The 15283-nt window shown below is 27.5% G+C and carries 24 protein-coding genes, 1 tRNA gene and 1 pseudogene; 22 read left to right on the top strand and 4 right to left on the bottom strand.

Features of this window, described 5'->3' with window-relative positions:
• Positions 1-18: 18 nt before the first annotated feature.
• On the top strand, positions 19-1059 hold the full coding sequence (locus DZ68_RS0103085; protein ID WP_024787192.1) for a ribonucleotide-diphosphate reductase subunit beta: 1041 nt from the start codon (positions 19-21) through the stop codon (positions 1057-1059).
• Entirely contained in the window at positions 1049-1465 is a 417-nt protein-coding gene (locus DZ68_RS0103080; protein ID WP_024787191.1) for a secondary thiamine-phosphate synthase enzyme YjbQ, read from the top strand. Before DZ68_RS0103085 ends, DZ68_RS0103080 begins: the two co-directional genes overlap by 11 nt.
• Here DZ68_RS0103080 and DZ68_RS0103075 read toward each other — a convergent pair.
• Positions 1462-2091 carry an SIMPL domain-containing protein gene (locus DZ68_RS0103075; protein ID WP_024790712.1) on the bottom strand — a complete coding sequence of 210 codons (630 nt, stop codon included), beginning with the start codon at positions 2089-2091 and terminating at the stop codon, positions 1462-1464. The genes DZ68_RS0103080 and DZ68_RS0103075 overlap by 4 nt on opposite strands.
• 50 nt (positions 2092-2141) lie before the next feature.
• Between DZ68_RS0103075 and DZ68_RS09960 the strand changes: the two genes are divergently transcribed.
• From DZ68_RS09960 to DZ68_RS09955, 9 genes and pseudogenes are all read left to right on the top strand, one after another.
• Positions 2142-2702 (top strand): flavin reductase family protein, encoded by a 561-nt coding sequence (locus tag DZ68_RS09960; protein WP_024787189.1) that lies wholly within the window; start codon positions 2142-2144, stop codon positions 2700-2702.
• Positions 2699-3307: a fumarylacetoacetate hydrolase family protein gene (locus DZ68_RS0103065; protein ID WP_024787188.1), complete on the top strand. Its 609-nt coding sequence runs from the start codon at positions 2699-2701 to the stop codon at positions 3305-3307. Before DZ68_RS09960 ends, DZ68_RS0103065 begins: the two co-directional genes overlap by 4 nt.
• A complete protein-coding gene (locus tag DZ68_RS0103060) occupies positions 3282-3989 on the top strand; it encodes a 7-carboxy-7-deazaguanine synthase QueE (RefSeq protein WP_024789397.1) in 708 nt (235 codons plus the stop codon). Before DZ68_RS0103065 ends, DZ68_RS0103060 begins: the two co-directional genes overlap by 26 nt.
• Positions 3989-4579 (top strand): 6-carboxytetrahydropterin synthase, encoded by a 591-nt coding sequence (locus DZ68_RS0103055; protein WP_024787186.1) that lies wholly within the window; start codon positions 3989-3991, stop codon positions 4577-4579. Before DZ68_RS0103060 ends, DZ68_RS0103055 begins: the two co-directional genes overlap by 1 nt.
• Before the next feature lie 44 nt (positions 4580-4623).
• Positions 4624-5001 (top strand): NifB/NifX family molybdenum-iron cluster-binding protein, encoded by a 378-nt coding sequence (locus tag DZ68_RS0103050; protein WP_024790711.1) that lies wholly within the window; start codon positions 4624-4626, stop codon positions 4999-5001.
• Positions 4998-5369 carry a NifB/NifX family molybdenum-iron cluster-binding protein gene (locus DZ68_RS0103045; protein ID WP_024787184.1) on the top strand — a complete coding sequence of 124 codons (372 nt, stop codon included), beginning with the start codon at positions 4998-5000 and terminating at the stop codon, positions 5367-5369. The genes DZ68_RS0103050 and DZ68_RS0103045 overlap by 4 nt, the downstream gene beginning before the upstream one ends.
• 82 nt (positions 5370-5451) lie before the next feature.
• A tRNA-Ser gene (locus DZ68_RS0103040) sits at positions 5452-5542 on the top strand.
• A gap of 134 nt (positions 5543-5676) precedes the next feature.
• On the top strand, positions 5677-6858 hold the full coding sequence (locus DZ68_RS0103035) for a CHASE4 domain-containing protein (RefSeq protein WP_024790710.1): 1182 nt from the start codon (positions 5677-5679) through the stop codon (positions 6856-6858).
• Between the two features lie 256 nt (positions 6859-7114).
• A pseudogene (locus DZ68_RS09955) lies at positions 7115-8299 on the top strand (IS256 family transposase).
• 120 nt (positions 8300-8419) lie between these two features.
• Here the strand turns inward: DZ68_RS09955 and DZ68_RS09950 are convergent.
• Both DZ68_RS09950 and DZ68_RS0103015 read right to left on the bottom strand, forming a co-directional pair.
• Positions 8420-8872, bottom strand: coding sequence for a hypothetical protein (locus DZ68_RS09950; protein WP_024787182.1), 453 nt, complete (start codon positions 8870-8872; stop codon positions 8420-8422).
• A 56-nt stretch (positions 8873-8928) separates the two neighbouring features.
• The gene (locus DZ68_RS0103015) at positions 8929-9222 is read right to left on the bottom strand and encodes a hypothetical protein (protein ID WP_024787181.1); all 294 of its coding nucleotides are present in this window, start codon (positions 9220-9222) and stop codon (positions 8929-8931) included.
• Between the two features lie 91 nt (positions 9223-9313).
• Between DZ68_RS0103015 and DZ68_RS0103010 the strand changes: the two genes are divergently transcribed.
• The 6 genes from DZ68_RS0103010 to DZ68_RS0102985 all read left to right on the top strand — a co-directional run bounded on the left by DZ68_RS0103010 (position 9314) and on the right by DZ68_RS0102985 (position 11313).
• Complete coding sequence (locus DZ68_RS0103010; RefSeq protein ID WP_024787180.1) at positions 9314-9694, top strand: hypothetical protein; 381 nt, start codon at positions 9314-9316, stop codon at positions 9692-9694.
• A complete protein-coding gene (locus DZ68_RS10990; protein WP_369792198.1) occupies positions 9691-9819 on the top strand; it encodes a hypothetical protein in 129 nt (42 codons plus the stop codon). Before DZ68_RS0103010 ends, DZ68_RS10990 begins: the two co-directional genes overlap by 4 nt.
• Positions 9820-9992: 173 nt before the next feature.
• Positions 9993-10157, top strand: a complete 165-nt coding sequence (locus DZ68_RS10735) for a hypothetical protein (protein WP_156921095.1) — start codon at positions 9993-9995, stop codon at positions 10155-10157.
• A gap of 150 nt (positions 10158-10307) precedes the next feature.
• Positions 10308-10562, top strand: coding sequence for a type II toxin-antitoxin system RelB/DinJ family antitoxin (locus tag DZ68_RS0102995; protein WP_051428172.1), 255 nt, complete (start codon positions 10308-10310; stop codon positions 10560-10562).
• Positions 10563-10706 (top strand): hypothetical protein, encoded by a 144-nt coding sequence (locus DZ68_RS10730; protein WP_156919567.1) that lies wholly within the window; start codon positions 10563-10565, stop codon positions 10704-10706.
• 286 nt (positions 10707-10992) lie between these two features.
• Positions 10993-11313, top strand: coding sequence for a hypothetical protein (locus DZ68_RS0102985; protein ID WP_024790709.1), 321 nt, complete (start codon positions 10993-10995; stop codon positions 11311-11313).
• Position 11314: 1 nt separating this feature from the next.
• Here the strand turns inward: DZ68_RS0102985 and DZ68_RS0102980 are convergent, their stop codons facing one another.
• Positions 11315-12610, bottom strand: coding sequence for a hypothetical protein (locus tag DZ68_RS0102980; protein WP_024787177.1), 1296 nt, complete (start codon positions 12608-12610; stop codon positions 11315-11317).
• 47 nt (positions 12611-12657) lie between these two features.
• On the opposite strand from DZ68_RS0102980, the gene DZ68_RS0102975 reads away from it, so the two are divergent.
• From DZ68_RS0102975 to DZ68_RS0102955, 5 genes are all read left to right on the top strand, one after another.
• A complete protein-coding gene (locus DZ68_RS0102975) occupies positions 12658-12945 on the top strand; it encodes a hypothetical protein (protein WP_024787176.1) in 288 nt (95 codons plus the stop codon).
• 56 nt (positions 12946-13001) lie between these two features.
• The gene (locus DZ68_RS0102970) at positions 13002-13685 is read left to right on the top strand and encodes a hypothetical protein (RefSeq protein ID WP_024790708.1); all 684 of its coding nucleotides are present in this window, start codon (positions 13002-13004) and stop codon (positions 13683-13685) included.
• Positions 13686-13733: 48 nt separating this feature from the next.
• The gene (locus DZ68_RS11325) at positions 13734-13937 is read left to right on the top strand and encodes a DUF488 family protein (protein ID WP_024787174.1); all 204 of its coding nucleotides are present in this window, start codon (positions 13734-13736) and stop codon (positions 13935-13937) included.
• Positions 13938-14089: 152 nt separating this feature from the next.
• Positions 14090-14431 carry a hypothetical protein gene (locus DZ68_RS0102960; protein ID WP_156919566.1) on the top strand — a complete coding sequence of 114 codons (342 nt, stop codon included), beginning with the start codon at positions 14090-14092 and terminating at the stop codon, positions 14429-14431.
• Between the two features lie 97 nt (positions 14432-14528).
• Entirely contained in the window at positions 14529-14867 is a 339-nt protein-coding gene (locus DZ68_RS0102955) for a hypothetical protein (protein WP_156919565.1), read from the top strand.
• The last annotated feature ends 416 nt before the right edge of the window (positions 14868-15283 follow it).

Here is a 15283-nt window from a genome sequence, read left to right as displayed (position 1 = left end):
TGAAATAAGGGGTAGAAAATGAATATAAAAAAGCTGTTTAATTACAACTGTCCGATGCACAGAGGCTCAACCACCTCTATAATTAACGGTTGTACGGAAGGAATGATTAATCTTAATAAACTCTCATATCCCTGGGCATATAATTTGTGGGAGATGATGCTTGCAAACACATGGTTTCCAAGGGAAGTTGATTTAACAGATGATGCAAGACAGTATAAAAATTTACTGCCGGCGGAAAAAAATATGTACGATAAGGCATTGGCCCAACTGATTTTTATGGATTCAATTCAGACAAACAATACGCCCGACCATGTAAACCCTTGGATTACAGCACCTGAGGTTAATATGTGTCTGGTCAGGCAGGCATATGAAGAGGCTCTTCATTCCCAGAGTTATGCCGTAATGGTCGACAGTATTTCCCTTAATACGGATGAAATATATGAGATGTGGCGAACAGATGAAAATCTTAGAAAGAAAAACGAATTTATAGGCAATGTATATGAAGAGTGGGGAGCTAAAGCTCTCGCGGGCGATGACGAGGCAAAGATTTATATGATTGTGGCCAATCAGTGTTTAGAGGGTATTTATTTTTATAACGGATTTGCCGCTTTTTATGTGTTGGCAAGAGCAGGTAAAATGATTGGAAGTGCCCAGATGATAAGATTTATCCAAAGGGATGAGGTGACGCATACAGCCCTTTTTGCAAATATTTTTAAAGAGATAAAAAAAGAATTTCCAAAGCTTTTTACTCCTGAAGTTATAAAAAATATAAAAGATATGCTTTATGCGGCTTATGAGCTTGAAAGAGACTGGGGATGGTATATTACACAAGACCAGATTTTGGGAACAAGCGGGGAATTAACAGACAGGTTTACCAAATATCTTGCAAATAAAAGGGCAAATGCCATGGGAATCGAGCTTTTATTTCCAGAAGCGGGACTTAAAAATCCTATCAGCTGGTTTGACAGCTTTTCTAGTTTTAATGAGCAAAAAACCAACTTTTTCGAAGGCAATGTTGTAAACTATTCCAAAGGCAGTTTAAGCTTCGATGATTTTTAGACAAAAAGAAATTTCTATAAAAGTCCCAAGTCGGGGTTTTTTTATTGTTACGGATAAAATTTTAAATTCAGTAAACATAAGCGATGTAAATGTCGGAATAATAAATCTGTTTTTAAAGCATACCTCCTCATCCCTTACTATCAATGAAAACGTCTCCCCTGAGGTCAGAATTGATATGGAAGAAATTTCTTCTTCTTTAGTGCCTGACGGATATAATTATAACCATTCATTGGAAGGGGCGGATGATATGCCCGCCCATTTTAAATCTTCTATGTTCGGGGTAAGTTTGAATATTCCGATAACCAATGGAAAATTAAATCTTGGGACTTGGCAGGGGATTTATTTAAATGAACACAGAAACCGCCCGGGTGTTAGAAAAATTGTAATTACCGTGTGGGGTATTTAAAAACAGTTTATTTTATAAAAAATACTTATACTTTCTTCTGTTTGTTCTTTTGGGGAAGGTAATGTATTTATGCTCTTATACATAGGTTTGAACATCGGTTTGACATTTACAGGATTGGAATTTATTTTAATATCTGTGGGATAACATTTTAATTTTAATTTTTTTGATAAATTTTTTGCATCTTTTAAAGCAAAAGAGTATGCTTTTGATCTCAGGTTGTTAATCAGTTTGGTTTTATCATTTTTATTTAAATCCAAACTAATGGCGGATAATGTTTTTTCCCCGATTAAATTTGTGAAAATTTCCGAAAAATTTTTAACATTATCTGTTTTAAACTGACAATCAAGGCTCATATTCCCTATATATCCTACAAATTTTTTGTTATTTTTATTATAAATATAATCTGGATAAATTGTATAATTGATTTTTTGGCAAATATTGTTTGCTTTTTTAATATTAAAATCTATTTGTTTTATTAATTTTTCAAGATTTTTTTCTTTTATTTTTATATTTAATTTTGTTTTATAAATATTCGGTTTATATTTCGTTTTAAAAATTTTTATATTGGTGATTTCATAAGAAAATAAAAAATTTAACATTAAAAATAAAAAAAATATTTTTTTCATTTCAATCCTTTAAGATATAATATCGTTATTATTATATCATAAGGAATAAAATGGAGATAATAGATTTTTCTAAAATTGAAAATACTAAAAGATATAAATTAATGTCGGATAATATAATTCCCCGTCCGATTGCTTGGATAGTAACAGAAAACAACGGATTAGTTAATTTGGCTCCGTTTAGTTATTTTATGGGTGTATGCGGTGAGCCTTCCATTGTTATGGTAAGTGTGGCAAAGAAAAAAAGACATGATATAAATGAGCCAAAAGATACTCTGGTAAATATTAAACAGACAAAAAAAGCGACAGTATGTTTAGTGCCTATAGAATTAACAGAAAAAATGGATAAAACAAGTGAAGTATTGCCTTATGGAGAAAGCGAAGCTGAAAAGTTTGGAATAAAACTTGAAAGGATTGATGAGAATTTTCCACCGATTGTAAAAGGATGTAAAAGGGCATTTTTAACCACATTATACGGAACTTTTGAAAAAGAAGAAATGGTAAATGTCGCTTTTTTTCTTGAAATAAAAAAAATGTATTTTGAAGGAGAATTTGAACCGGTTGCAAGGGTTGGAAAAGGATATGCGAAACTTTGTGAAATGGATAATAGATGAAAACAATTAAATTTGAAAATCAAAAAATAACTCCCTGCAAAATAGTATGTGTTGGTAGAAATTATGTAGAGCATATAAAAGAACTTAACAATGAAATACCAAGTGAACCAGTATATTTTATAAAGCCTAATTCTTCAATAAGTAATGAATTAAAAATAGTTGATTATTCTCCAACACATTATGAAGGAGAGATTTGTTTTTTAATTGAAAATAAGAAAATTGTGGGTGTTGGATTTGGTTTTGATTTGACTTTAAGGGAAATTCAAAGTAAGTTAAAACAAAAAGGACTTCCATGGGAGAGGGCAAAAGCGTTTAAAAATGCCGCAGTTTTTAGTGATTTCGTTGAAATTGATGAAACTGAAAATTTGGAAATAGAGGTTTATAAAAATGGAAAATTAGTCCAAAAAGGCGATGTTTCTTTAATGATTTATAAGCCGGATTTTTTAGTTAAAGATATTGATAAAATTTTTGGGCTTGCAGATGGAGACATTATAATGAGCGGAACGCCAAAAGGCGTCGGAGGGGTAGAAAAAGGAGATAAATTTACAGTAAGAATTTTAAAAAACAAAAAGGTTTTGATTGAAAAAGAATTTACCTGTATCTGAAATATTCCGCTCCATTCAGGGCGAGGGAAAATATGCCGGAAGAGTAAGTATCTTTTTAAGGCTTGGGGGATGCAACCTTAAGTGTCCGGGATTTGGTGAAAAGGGGTGTGACAGTTATTATGCCGTTAATAAAAAATACGAAAAAGAATGGAAAAAGATTGATATTGACGAAATAATAAACAGAATAAATTCTTTAAAACAAAAAAATGAAGATTTGGTGATTACAGGCGGCGAGCCTATTCTTTATTATAAACAGATTTACCCTTTGGTAGAAAATTACGGAGGAAATATTACCGTTGAAACAAATGCCACTATTAATATAGATTTTGAAAAATATCCAAGATATAAAGATGTTGTTTTTGCTATGAGTGTTAAATTATCTAACAGCGGGGAAATGTATGATAAAAGAGTAAAAAAAGAGGCTATAAAAAATATTGCAAAAAACGCAAAAAAAAGTTTTTTTAAATTTGTTGTGGATAAAAACAATTTAGAAAAATTAAAGAAAGAAATTTTTGATATAACCGAAGGAATAAATTTGGATATTTACTGTATGCCTATGGGAGAAAGTAAAGAAAAGCTTGAAAATAATGCAAAAAGCGTATTTGAATTTTGTCTGAAAAACAATTTTTGCTATTCCGACAGGCTTCATATCAGAATTTTTGGTAAAAAAAAGGGAGTTTGATGATTATTAGAAAACTTTTTAAATTTGAAAATGCACATATTGTAAGAAACTGTACAAGCAGACGTTGCAGCCGCTCAATTCACGGGCACAGCTATAAAGTGGAAATTTTGCTTGAATCAAATTTTTTGGATAACGGAGGGATGGTATATGATTTCGGTCTTATGAAAACTACTATTAAAGAATTAATAGACAGTTTTGACCATGCCATAACATTATGGAAATATGATAACTCCGAATATATTGAATTTGCTAAAAAATTTAGCGAAAGATGGATAATATTGCCCGTAAATCCATCTGCCGAACAGTTTAGCAGGGTATTCTTTTTAATGGTTGATAGAGTTTTAGGTTTAACTGTGTTTCGAAACAATGAAAAAAACATAAAAGTTAATTCTGTAATAGTCCACGAAACGGATACGGGATATGCCCGGTGTTTTAGGGAAGATGCGTATAATATTGAAAATATGGGAGAAATTAATTTAAAAGAGATTATTTTCAGCGATCAGATAAAAAAGGAATGGAGTGATTATTATATGTGGGATAAAATTATTAAAGGTGAGAACTTTATTAATCCAAAGCCTCTTAAAAATTGACTTATAAATAAAATTGTGTTATTTTAAATAAAAAAAGGATGATAATGAAAATAGCAGTTCCGGTAGAGGGTGAAAATTTAGAAATTGTAACAAGAACGGGCAGGGCACCGTATTTTGCAATATTTGAATATGAAGGAAATAATTTTAAATTACTTTCTTTAAATGAAAACACTCACGCAAAAGAAGAGCACGAACATGAAGAAGGGCATCAGGAGGAACACAGCGAAGATGAAGTTGCCCATCATCACAAACATGTAAAAGCATCAAAAGTTGACGGGTGTGATTATATTGTTGTAAGAGCGGTCGGACCGAATATGAAAGATGCGTTGGAACTTGAAGGTATAAAAATAATAAAAGTTAGAAAAAACGCAGGTGAGAGGGCACCTGAAATTTTAGAAAATATAAAAGGAGAATTAAAATGAGAATAGTAATTCCTACAAATACCCCTGACGGATTAATGGCGAAAAGAGGGGCTCATTTCGGAAGAGCGCCTTTTTATGTAATGGTTGATATTGAAAACGGTGAAATAAAAGATGTTGATTTTGCTCAAAATTCAGGCCATGGCGATGGGGCATGCGGTAATGCCGTTAGCAATATTAAAAATCTCGGAGCTGATGCCTTGATTGTTGCGGGAATCGGCCCAAGACCCCTTGAAGGATTTATAAATGAGGGAATAGATGTATATTATGATGATTCTACAAATACAGTAGAAGAGGCAGTAAACAGATTTTTAAAAGGTAAAACAGAAAAAATGAGTTTGGACAAATCCTGTTCCCATCACAGATTTTAATAAAAGGATTTAAAATTTATTAAATCCTTTTTTATATTTCTTGCAATAAGTAAAATTTTTGGTATAATTTTACTCCACAAAAGGAGAGGTGGGTGAGTGGCTGAAACCGGCGCCCTGCTAAGGCGTTGTACCCGTTTAGGGTACCGCGGGTTCGAATCCCGCCCTCTCCGCCATTTTTTCTTATACTAAAAGTGTCTGTCACTAATATTTCTCATTTTATTGTTAATAATCTTATTAAGATGGATAAATGAATATTTGTTTTGGTATTATTATAAAAAGGATTTATTTAATTATTAAAAGGGATATAATGAATATTTACCAAAAGCTGCTAAAGTATTATATTTTTTATGTATTTATTTCCATTTTATTGATTGTCGGGTTTTTTTCATATTCTTACCATAATTTGTTTAATAATTTTACTGAAGATTATGTTCAGGAAAAATTATCTCAGGTTGATTTTATTATAAAAAAAGAAAAACAGTTTCTGGAAAAAATAACAAATGACTGGGCTGAGTGGGATGATGCATATAATTTTATACAAAATAGAAACAAAGAGTTTATCAAATCAAATTTCGGGGGAGGAGATACATTATTAAATCTTGGAATTGATGGCATGATATTTTTAGATAAAAATTTAAATTTAGTTTATGGCAGAGCTGTAAAAAACAATAAAGAGATAATTTTAAAAAAACTGCCCCCTTTTAACTACAAAAAAAATGGATTTAGTGTTTATTTAATAAATAATAATATATATTTTGTTTATATAACAGATATTACAAATACCAATGAGACTAAAAAATACGGTAAATTAGTAGTTTATGAAATATTAAGTAAAAAAATTTTTGAAAAAAACGGGTTTAATGTTGTTAATATTGTAATAAAAAATAAAAATAGACTATATAACATTAAAAATGAAAATTTAATAATTTATTATCCTCTAAATAATAAAATTATTTTGGCTCTTTCTATTGATTACAGTAAAAAACTGTTGATTTTTGAAAAACATTTTTTAAAAATGTTTTTAGCTGAGACAATAGTTTTAATTTTATTATTTATTTTTGGATTGATTTTTCTTAAAAAGATAATTAACGATATTGATTTTGTCTTTAATACTTTAGTTAAAGGATTAGATGATATCAGAGAATTGGAAAAAGTTACAAAGTATAAATATTTTTTAAAAGAATTTGAAAAAATTGCCTCTGTTTTTGAAAAAATGTATGAAAAACTTTATAACTATGAAGAAATATATAAAATTTTGGATGAATATGCACCTTTTGGTGTGGCTATTTATAGAAAAAATCTGCTTTATGCCAATAAAATTTTATTAAATATTTTAAATATAGATAGAAAAGATTTTAATAAAATAAATCCGTTGGATTATATAGAAAATGAAAGCATAAGAGAAAAAATCAGAAAAATAAATCAAAAAAGATTAAACGGAGAAAAAATAACTTTAAAACAAAAAAATGTACTAATAAAGAAATTATAAATGTTTCTAAAAATATAGAAAAATACTTTTTATCAAAAAAACAGATGCGAAGATATATTTGGCTTTTGGAAAGATTATACCATCGAAGAAATTTCAAAAAGACTAAATATTGCTTTAGGAGATATAAATAAATTTTTAATTAAAGCAAAAAGTGAAAAAGCAATAATCGAATATATATGTAACAAATATTGATACCGCTTCAAAATTTGTGTAAGATAAATTAGAATAAGAAAAAAATAAAATGAAAGGATATATTATGAGAAAAGAAGCGGTATTAAATAATATAGATTTTAAAGAATTAAGCAAACAATGTAAAACTCAAGAAGATATATCAAAATTAACAAAAGAATTTATGAAGAATATGATAGAGAATATGCTAAAAGCAGAGATTGAAGAGTTCGTAGAGAATAATGATATTTCAAAGAATGGTTATTACTCAAAAACAGTTCGTAGTGACAGTGGAGAGATTAGGTTAAATATTCCAAGAGACAGAAAGAGTGAATTTGAGCCTCAAATAGTAAAAAAAGGCCAAAGGACTATCAGTGGGATAGATGATAAGATAATAGCAATGTATGCGAGAGGGATGAGTTTAAGAGATATAGAAAAACAGGTAAAAGAGATGTATGATGTAGAAATGAGTGATAGCTTAATTTCAAGAATAATAGATAAAATAACTCCTGAAATAAGAGAGTGGCAAAATAGCACATTAGACCCCATATATCCAATAGTATATATGGATGCTATGGTGTTTAAAATAAAAGATGATAACGGTTTTCATAAAAACAAAGCATTACATTTTGTAATAGGAATAAATTTAGAAGGCAAAAAAGATTTACTTGGTATGTGGATAACAGAGAATGAAGGTGCAAAATTTTGGTTAAACATTGTAACAGAGCTTAAAAACAGAGGAGTAAAAGATATTTTAATAGCTTCGGTTGATGGATTAAAAGGGTTTAGTGAAGCAATAAACTCTGTTTTTCCTCAAACTATAGTACAAAGGTGTATTATTCATCAAATTAGATATTCAATGAAATATGTTGGTTCTAAGTACCCAAAAGAGTTTATGGCTGATTTAAAAAAAGTATATAAAGCTCCAACCAAAGATGCAGCTGAAATTGCATTACTTGAACTTGAAGCAAAATGGGGAGTAAAATACCCATTAGCTGTTAATTCTTGGAAAAACAACTGGGAAGAATTATCAACTTACTTTGAGTATTCAGAACCTATTAGAAGGATTATTTACACTACCAATACTGTTGAAGGATTTAACAGACAAGTTAGCGAAAGGAGGATTTAATGATGATGATTCGTTAAAAAGACTGGTATATTTAATATATAAGGATATTTCAAAAAATGGCTAAAATCCATATCAAATTGGGCTGAAATTATCTCTCAATTTGGTATAATTTTTGAAAACAGACTAAAACCTTATTTAAAATGATTTTTATGCTTTACACAAAAAATGAAGCGGTCTCTCAATTAATTTTTTTATTTCTTCTAATGGTCTTTCATTTTCAATAGCTTCAATCAATTTTTTATCAATTTCTCTCATTTTATCCCTTTAAAATAAACTTTTTTGTTCAGGTTTTTTCTTGTAGTCATATACTATTTTTAAAAATTTTTCTTTTGATGAAATTGCTTCTTCTAATTTTCCTAAATAATATAATGAAACTAAAATAGCACAACTTTTAGCTTGGCAGTTTATAGATTTTTTGGGATTAAAGGCTATATCTGTAAAGACTTTATACTTAATTACTTCTTTTAATAAAGTTGGATAATTTTTATAAATCGTTGAAATATACAAATAATCATAAAAAGAAGTTTTCGGTTCTGTATCCCATTCAATTTCATTGAATCTAAATTTAATTATTTTTTTATCTTTTAATCTTTCATCTTTTTTTGCTTTTATTGCATCTTTAAAATATATATCTTCATATTGGATATTTCCTTCGAATACTTTGCTTCCCTGAAATGCGCTCTCAAGAGGAATTTTTTTTCCATTAAAATCAACCATTAAATTAAATGCACTTAATTTCCATCCAAGTTCATTATCTGAATTTGTAGAAACTTCTAAAATATTTTTATATCCTTCTTTTTTTGCAACTTCATGTAATGAATCCCTTGATTTTGATTTTTGAATAGGAGCAAATCCTTTTTATAATAATCTAAAGTATGAGACAATGCATTTCCTCCAAAACGATTTACTTTAATATTATTTCTTTTTATTTCCCATAATGATTTAAGACCGTATTCTTTTATTGATTCCAAATTTGAAGCATCGGTAAAATGCCAAAAACTGTTTATTCCTTTTGAAGATAGATATTCTATAACTTCTTTTGTGCTTAAGTATTCGGTATAAATCATTACGGCTCCTTAAAAGTTTTAAGGAATTTTAAACCTTTCACTTGACATAAAATGTCTAATAAGACTATACTTCTAAAAAAAGGGAATATTAATGCACAAAAAAGTAAAAGAAGCTTTTGATGTTTTAAAAGAACTTATTAACTCAAAAAAATGTTTAACTGTAGAGGAAATAAAAGAAGCATTAAATTTAGACTTAAGCGAAAGAAGAACAAAAGATATTTTAGACGGTTTAGTTGAATATTTTGGAGAAGAAGTAATACAAAAGAATTTTAGAAATAAAAAAACATGTTATAAACTAAACGATACTTCAGATTTGATAACTGAAATTTTTTTAAAAAGCGATGATATAAGCTTTATACTACAGGAACTTTCAAATTCAAACCCAACTTATCTGAAAAAACTAGAAGATGAGACTAAAAGAGAAGTTAAAAAACTAATAAAATCAGAAAACCTGTTTTTAGAAACAATATGAAAAAAGATAAAGAATATTTTATTAAAAGAAAAATAAGAAAAGGTATTGAAACAGCCTTTTCTATTATAACAGCTAAATTTGGTAAAGTTATTAAAGCTAAAATTTACTTTAAAAATAACTTTTAGGATAATAATAATTAATTGACAATAAGTGATATAATTTAATAAATAAAGGAACAAGCGATGAATAGCATATTAATGACTTATTTAGGAGTTGGAGCATTTTTATTAGCAGGTCTTATATTTGCTTTATTAGTAAAACCGGATACTAAACACAACCCAAAACACGAGAAATAAAAATGATAGAAAAACTTAAATATATCTATATTTTCTTTTGTTTCATTGTTCCAGCTGTTTATTTTGGAATAGTTGGGAATTTTAAAGTAAGCTCACTGCTCTTAATAGGGGTTGCAGGATTAAATTATCTTGAAAAGAAAAAAGATTTAGTTGATAAGTATTTTTAAATTGTAATTCTTATAGCCAACTTAATAAATTATTATTAATTGCAAATTTTTTCATAAAAAAATCTCTATTAAAACTTAACATAATTCAAATCTATATAAACTTGATTTTATACTCCAATTGGTGTATAATGAATAAAAAAAAGGATTGCTATGAGAATGCAAACCAGTATAAGAGTTGAAAAAGAATTTTATGATGAAGCAAAAGAAGTATTTAAAAAATTAGGATTATCTTTTGGAGATGCTGTAAATATTTTTTTAGCAAAAGTTGCTATGGAAAAAGGTATTCCTTTTGATTTAAAAATTCCAAGTAAAGAATTAGAAAAAAGAATTGATAATATAGAAAACAATAAAAATGTAAAAACTTATGAAACAACTAAAGAACTATTTGATGATTTAGGCATTTAAATGTTAAAAATTAAAATAGAAAAATCTTTTAAAAAAGATATTGAAAAAGTAAAGAAAAGTGGTAAATATTCAAAAGAAGATTTTGAAACTTTAAAACAAATTATTGAAAAACTACAAGCAAGTTATATTATAGTTTATATATAGTTATTCTATAATACATAGTTATATATATTCTTTATTATATTTTAATAGTATTATTCTATAATATATATTGACTATATATAAACTATAACAATATAAATAAGCATTTAAGCTAACTTATTCGATTTTTGATTATTTTTTGTCATTTTTTGCCGTTTTTTCGTTATTTTTTTAACGATTTTTTGTTATTTTTTAAGTGTATGCAGTCTTTATACTTGATTTTTAATTATAGTTATTGTATAATATAAAATAAATAGTTATTGTATAATATAAAATGAAAGGATTTGAGATGAGATTAAAGCTTAAGAACATTGAATTCACGTTACCAAATAGACTGATTGACGCAGTAATAACGGACAAAATAAGCGACCCCGAAATTATTAACGCAATTAATACACTGCTAACAAAGTCAAAAGTTATTAACAGGTTAAAAAATCCGGAAAGAGCCAGAGCCGCTAAAATTACAAAAACAAAAGAGAAGATTCAAAACGCTGTTAATCTTTTAAGATTACAAGGCAAACCGGTAAACGCTTACCAGGTTGCAAAATTAAGCGGAGTTTCTTATAACACTGCAAAAAAGCGAACTAATTTAATAGTATTTGCGAACTAATTTAATAGTATTTCATCCCATATTTAACTAAAATTTGCAAAAGTAAATTATTTATTTCATAATTTTTGGAAGTAATTAAATGTTCATATATTATATTTTGAGTAATAAATCCATACTTAAATAATTTTCTTTTCATGTCTTCATAATAATCTAAATTTTTTTCTGTTCCGATTGTAATCACCAAAGGCGGAATCAAATCATTATCATTTTTATATTGTAAAACCTTATTTACAATATTTTGAGAATTAAATTCTTCAATGGAATAATCTTTTTTATTTATTAATTTGAATTCTACATTTGTTTTTTCATAAATTGATTTCAATCCTTTAAAAAGATTTTTTATGTATGTGGTTTTAGAAGTATTAATTGTTCCATCAATTAGAATAATAGTTTTTATTATATTTTTTTCTTTTTTCAAAATAGTAGGTATCCTTTTAGGATAAATAGTTATAATGTCTTCATTCGTTTTAACTAATAAATTTTTTATATAATCTACCTTTTTAAAACCTATAAATTTCACAGGATAAAATCTATAAAATTGTTTTTGATAAGGCTGAATATTTAAATAAGCAATATTACTCTTTTTTATGGCATTTTCAATAAAACTCTTTCTTTCAACATTTGGAATAGTCATATTTCTATTTATATCTTTAGGCGAATAGTAAAATTTTAAATGACTTGCAAGGTAAGAATATATTATATTGTTATTATTCTTTTTAAATATTATTCCTATAATAGGTTCTTGCTGGATTTGTATTTTTTTACCTTTTTGTTTAAAATAATTTACAATCATTTCTAATTCTTTTTGATAATTTGGATCATTAGGATACAAAATTTTTTTTATAATACCTATATTTTGATTACCTATTGGCCTTACTTCTTTATTTATTAAATTTGATTTTTTATGATATTTTAATTCTTCTAATAAAGTATATTTAGGAATAATAGATTGTTTTATATCTAGAGAAAGATAAAATTTATCAAATTTAAAAACATTGCCAATAATTTCTTTTACAATCTCAAATTTAGAAAAAGACTTATTGGGAATAAAACTGCTTAATGTTTCAAATAATTTTTTTTCTTTTTTTAAGAATAGTTGTATTAATTGGGTCTGAAAATATTCCCCTAGGGATGAAAAATCTATAACATCACAATGTTCATCTATTTTTTTATAGGAAAGTACTTCTTGATTGTTTATTAAAATTCCATCATATTGATAAGCTTTTTGTTTTAATTTTGCAATAGTATCATTTTCTTCTACAAAAAGATTCTTTTTATATACTTTATTAAAATTCAAATTTAATTCATATAAATTTAAATTGGGAAGAGATAAGACGCAAACGAATGATTGAACTGATGCCAAAATTCAAAGAACTAAAAACCGAAAACGAGGAGCTTAAAAAAGAAAATAAAGAGCTTAAAAAAACGGCGTCGGGAACTGAAGAATACAAAAAAATAATAGAAGAATACGAGCAGAGGATTAAAGAGCTTGAAGATGAGCTTTTTAATTTAAAAATCAAAGCAGGTCGTATAATTAAAAAATTATTTGCTAAACTAACACAAAAGAGAATTAAATTTAATAAATTAATAAAAGAAAGGAAAGCTAATGAGAAGAGTTATAAATTAAGTTAATAAAAGCAATTTTTTAGTCAATAAAAAATTATATAATTAAAAAAAAAGGAGACGCTATGATACAATGCAGCGAAGAAAAATTAGCCCAAATAGTCGAAGAGGTGATAGACAAAAAAGTCGGGAGCATAGTGGAGGAAAAAGTAAACGAACAGTTAAGCAAACATCTTTACGAAAACAGGGAAAAAATGTATAACGCCCTATCAGAAGAAAAAGAAAGATTAAGAATGGAAATGCAGTCTTTCATATCCCAGGATATAAACACTATGATTAAAAGCGTTTTAACTGAAACGATAGGCAAAGCGGTAGATGTCGTTAAAAACAAAATGGAGATTCTTAAAGAAAAAGCTGAAATGGATATGGAAGAAAACAAAGAACAAAGAGAAAAACAGATGAAAATATTGCAGGCCCTTGACAATGCCTTTAATCTCATCATGAAAAAAATAGATGAAAGAGAATTTAGCAAAGACGATATTGACGAAGAAAAACTTGACAAAATAGACAAAGCTGTTGAGGAATTGAAAAAATATATAAATAAAGACAACCATGAGCTTTATGAAGCGTTAGGCAATAATATTGTTTATATAGCAGAACTTTTAGGCGATAGTACAGGAACAATAAGAGGAGATATACTAAAACTCCAAAAAAGCATCTCAGCCGATTTGGCAAGCGTCAATTCAAATATCAGTTCTGTGAGCAGACAGGTCGGCTCAATAGACAGGAATATGATAAGCAGATGGTAAGAGGGGTAGGCTGCCCCTGTTTTGAATTAAACACAAAAGTAAAAAAAAATGAAAACAATTTTTACAATAGGACATTCTATTCACACATTAGATAATTTTACTAATTTACTAAAAAAATATAATATTGATGTAGTTATTGATGTTAGGAGTATGCCTTATTCAAAATATGTTGATTGGTTTGATAAGGAAAATTTATTTTTTTTCTTAAAGAAAAACAATTTCAAGATTTTTAAGAAACAAATTAAGTATTAATCATATTTATCCGGATAAATTAATATCTCAAGAAGAACTTGAAGAAAAGCTTATAAAAAAATATAAAAAATTTTTGCCTGAAAAAAACTTATTTGAGAATATATCCGAAAAAGAGAAATTAAATGAAGCCTATATATTAAGAAACAGGGATATTGCATATAATATTTTTACAAAAGAAGGTAACTAAAATAAGGGATTTTTATGATATTGCTTATATGTTAAAAGAAAAAATCCTAACTCCAAAAGAGTTCCTTTATAATGTCAGAAAATATTATATTACCTATACAGACGATTATATAACAACCATTTTGAAATATAAACAACAGGAAAAAGAAGATGAAAAATTAGAAGGGTTAATAAAAGGAGAAGCTCCTACGTTTAATAAATTAAAAGATTTTATTTTAAAAGAAATTTTAACCTTTATTGACAGAGAAAATAAAAAAAAGATGGAAAATAAAAAAGTAAAAATAAAATCTTTTAAGAATAAATTATGAGTAATAAAAAAATTTGTGATATAATTGTGTAGGAGATACAGGGCAAGAGTCACTATCAATAGGACTATAACTATCCTATCCATCGGCTACCTTTCAGTTGGGCTATCCCAACTCCCTACCCGCCACCCTTGCCGGATTAGCCGATGGTAACCTACCACGATTAAAATACAAAATATTTAAAACAAGCAAAAGAAGAGAGGATAATATGAGCCAATTAGATAAACAAAAAGAAAAAGTATCAAATTACCGATTAGCTTGGGGAATTGTTTTAACTGCATTATTTGGTATGATAGCTTTTATTTTTAATGCATTTGATAAATTGCCTTTTTTTAAACAATTATTAGTAACTTTTGGATTTATTGCTATAATAGTTATAGTTTTATATTTAACTTGGAAATTAAAAATAGAAACTGACAAATTGGAGGATTTACAATGAATGGAATATTATTGGGAATAATTGGAGGATTAATAACACTAATCGGAATAATAATAATTTTTAATAGCGATGTTAAACATAAACCAAAACACGAGAAATAATTAAAAAGCAATATTAAGGAAGAAAAAAATTTGTGATATAATTGTGTAGGAGATGGCAAGGGAAAATCCCTCACTTTTTAGTAGAGCGGTGTCGCCACCACCGCTACTACTATGAGGATTAATAATATCCTCACAGCACACCTCCTGCGGTATTCTAACCGCATATCCCCACCCTACCGCCACTTGCGGTAGTGGAACAACCACTCTATAACCTACCACGATTAAAATACAAAATATTAAAAACAAGCAAGAGAAGAGGTCATAATATGAAAATAATCAAAAAAATGTGGTATGATATAGAAACACGAGGAGAAA

Origin of the sequence: Lebetimonas sp. JS085, from assembly GCF_000523295.1 — a bacterium.
GTDB lineage: Bacteria > Campylobacterota > Campylobacteria > Campylobacterales > Nautiliaceae > Lebetimonas.
This window is presented reverse-complemented; position numbering and strand designations above follow the sequence as displayed.

What these genes read in the sequence shown, in the direction of transcription:
- DZ68_RS0103075 (WP_024790712.1), bottom strand. Translation starts at nt 2,091, where the DNA reads ATGAAAAAAATATTTTTTTTATTTTTAATGTTAAATTTTTTATTTTCT.
- DZ68_RS0103050 (WP_024790711.1), top strand. Translation starts at nt 4,624, where the DNA reads ATGAAAATAGCAGTTCCGGTAGAGGGTGAAAATTTAGAAATTGTAACA.
- DZ68_RS0103055 (WP_024787186.1), top strand. Translation starts at nt 3,989, where the DNA reads ATGATTATTAGAAAACTTTTTAAATTTGAAAATGCACATATTGTAAGA.
- DZ68_RS0103035 (WP_024790710.1), top strand. Translation starts at nt 5,677, where the DNA reads ATGAATATTTACCAAAAGCTGCTAAAGTATTATATTTTTTATGTATTT.
- DZ68_RS0102985 (WP_024790709.1), top strand. Translation starts at nt 10,993, where the DNA reads ATGAGATTAAAGCTTAAGAACATTGAATTCACGTTACCAAATAGACTG.
- DZ68_RS10730 (WP_156919567.1), top strand. Translation starts at nt 10,563, where the DNA reads ATGTTAAAAATTAAAATAGAAAAATCTTTTAAAAAAGATATTGAAAAA.
- DZ68_RS09950 (WP_024787182.1), bottom strand. Translation starts at nt 8,872, where the DNA reads ATGGTTGATTTTAATGGAAAAAAAATTCCTCTTGAGAGCGCATTTCAG.
- DZ68_RS10735 (WP_156921095.1), top strand. Translation starts at nt 9,993, where the DNA reads ATGATAGAAAAACTTAAATATATCTATATTTTCTTTTGTTTCATTGTT.
- DZ68_RS11325 (WP_024787174.1), top strand. Translation starts at nt 13,734, where the DNA reads ATGAAAACAATTTTTACAATAGGACATTCTATTCACACATTAGATAAT.
- DZ68_RS0103010 (WP_024787180.1), top strand. Translation starts at nt 9,314, where the DNA reads ATGCACAAAAAAGTAAAAGAAGCTTTTGATGTTTTAAAAGAACTTATT.
- DZ68_RS0103015 (WP_024787181.1), bottom strand. Translation starts at nt 9,222, where the DNA reads ATGATTTATACCGAATACTTAAGCACAAAAGAAGTTATAGAATATCTA.
- DZ68_RS10990 (WP_369792198.1), top strand. Translation starts at nt 9,691, where the DNA reads ATGAAAAAAGATAAAGAATATTTTATTAAAAGAAAAATAAGAAAAGGT.
- DZ68_RS0103065 (WP_024787188.1), top strand. Translation starts at nt 2,699, where the DNA reads ATGAAAACAATTAAATTTGAAAATCAAAAAATAACTCCCTGCAAAATA.
- DZ68_RS0103045 (WP_024787184.1), top strand. Translation starts at nt 4,998, where the DNA reads ATGAGAATAGTAATTCCTACAAATACCCCTGACGGATTAATGGCGAAA.
- DZ68_RS0102995 (WP_051428172.1), top strand. Translation starts at nt 10,308, where the DNA reads ATGAGAATGCAAACCAGTATAAGAGTTGAAAAAGAATTTTATGATGAA.
- DZ68_RS0103085 (WP_024787192.1), top strand. Translation starts at nt 19, where the DNA reads ATGAATATAAAAAAGCTGTTTAATTACAACTGTCCGATGCACAGAGGC.
- DZ68_RS0102975 (WP_024787176.1), top strand. Translation starts at nt 12,658, where the DNA reads ATGATTGAACTGATGCCAAAATTCAAAGAACTAAAAACCGAAAACGAG.
- DZ68_RS09960 (WP_024787189.1), top strand. Translation starts at nt 2,142, where the DNA reads ATGGAGATAATAGATTTTTCTAAAATTGAAAATACTAAAAGATATAAA.
- DZ68_RS0102970 (WP_024790708.1), top strand. Translation starts at nt 13,002, where the DNA reads ATGATACAATGCAGCGAAGAAAAATTAGCCCAAATAGTCGAAGAGGTG.
- DZ68_RS0103080 (WP_024787191.1), top strand. Translation starts at nt 1,049, where the DNA reads ATGATTTTTAGACAAAAAGAAATTTCTATAAAAGTCCCAAGTCGGGGT.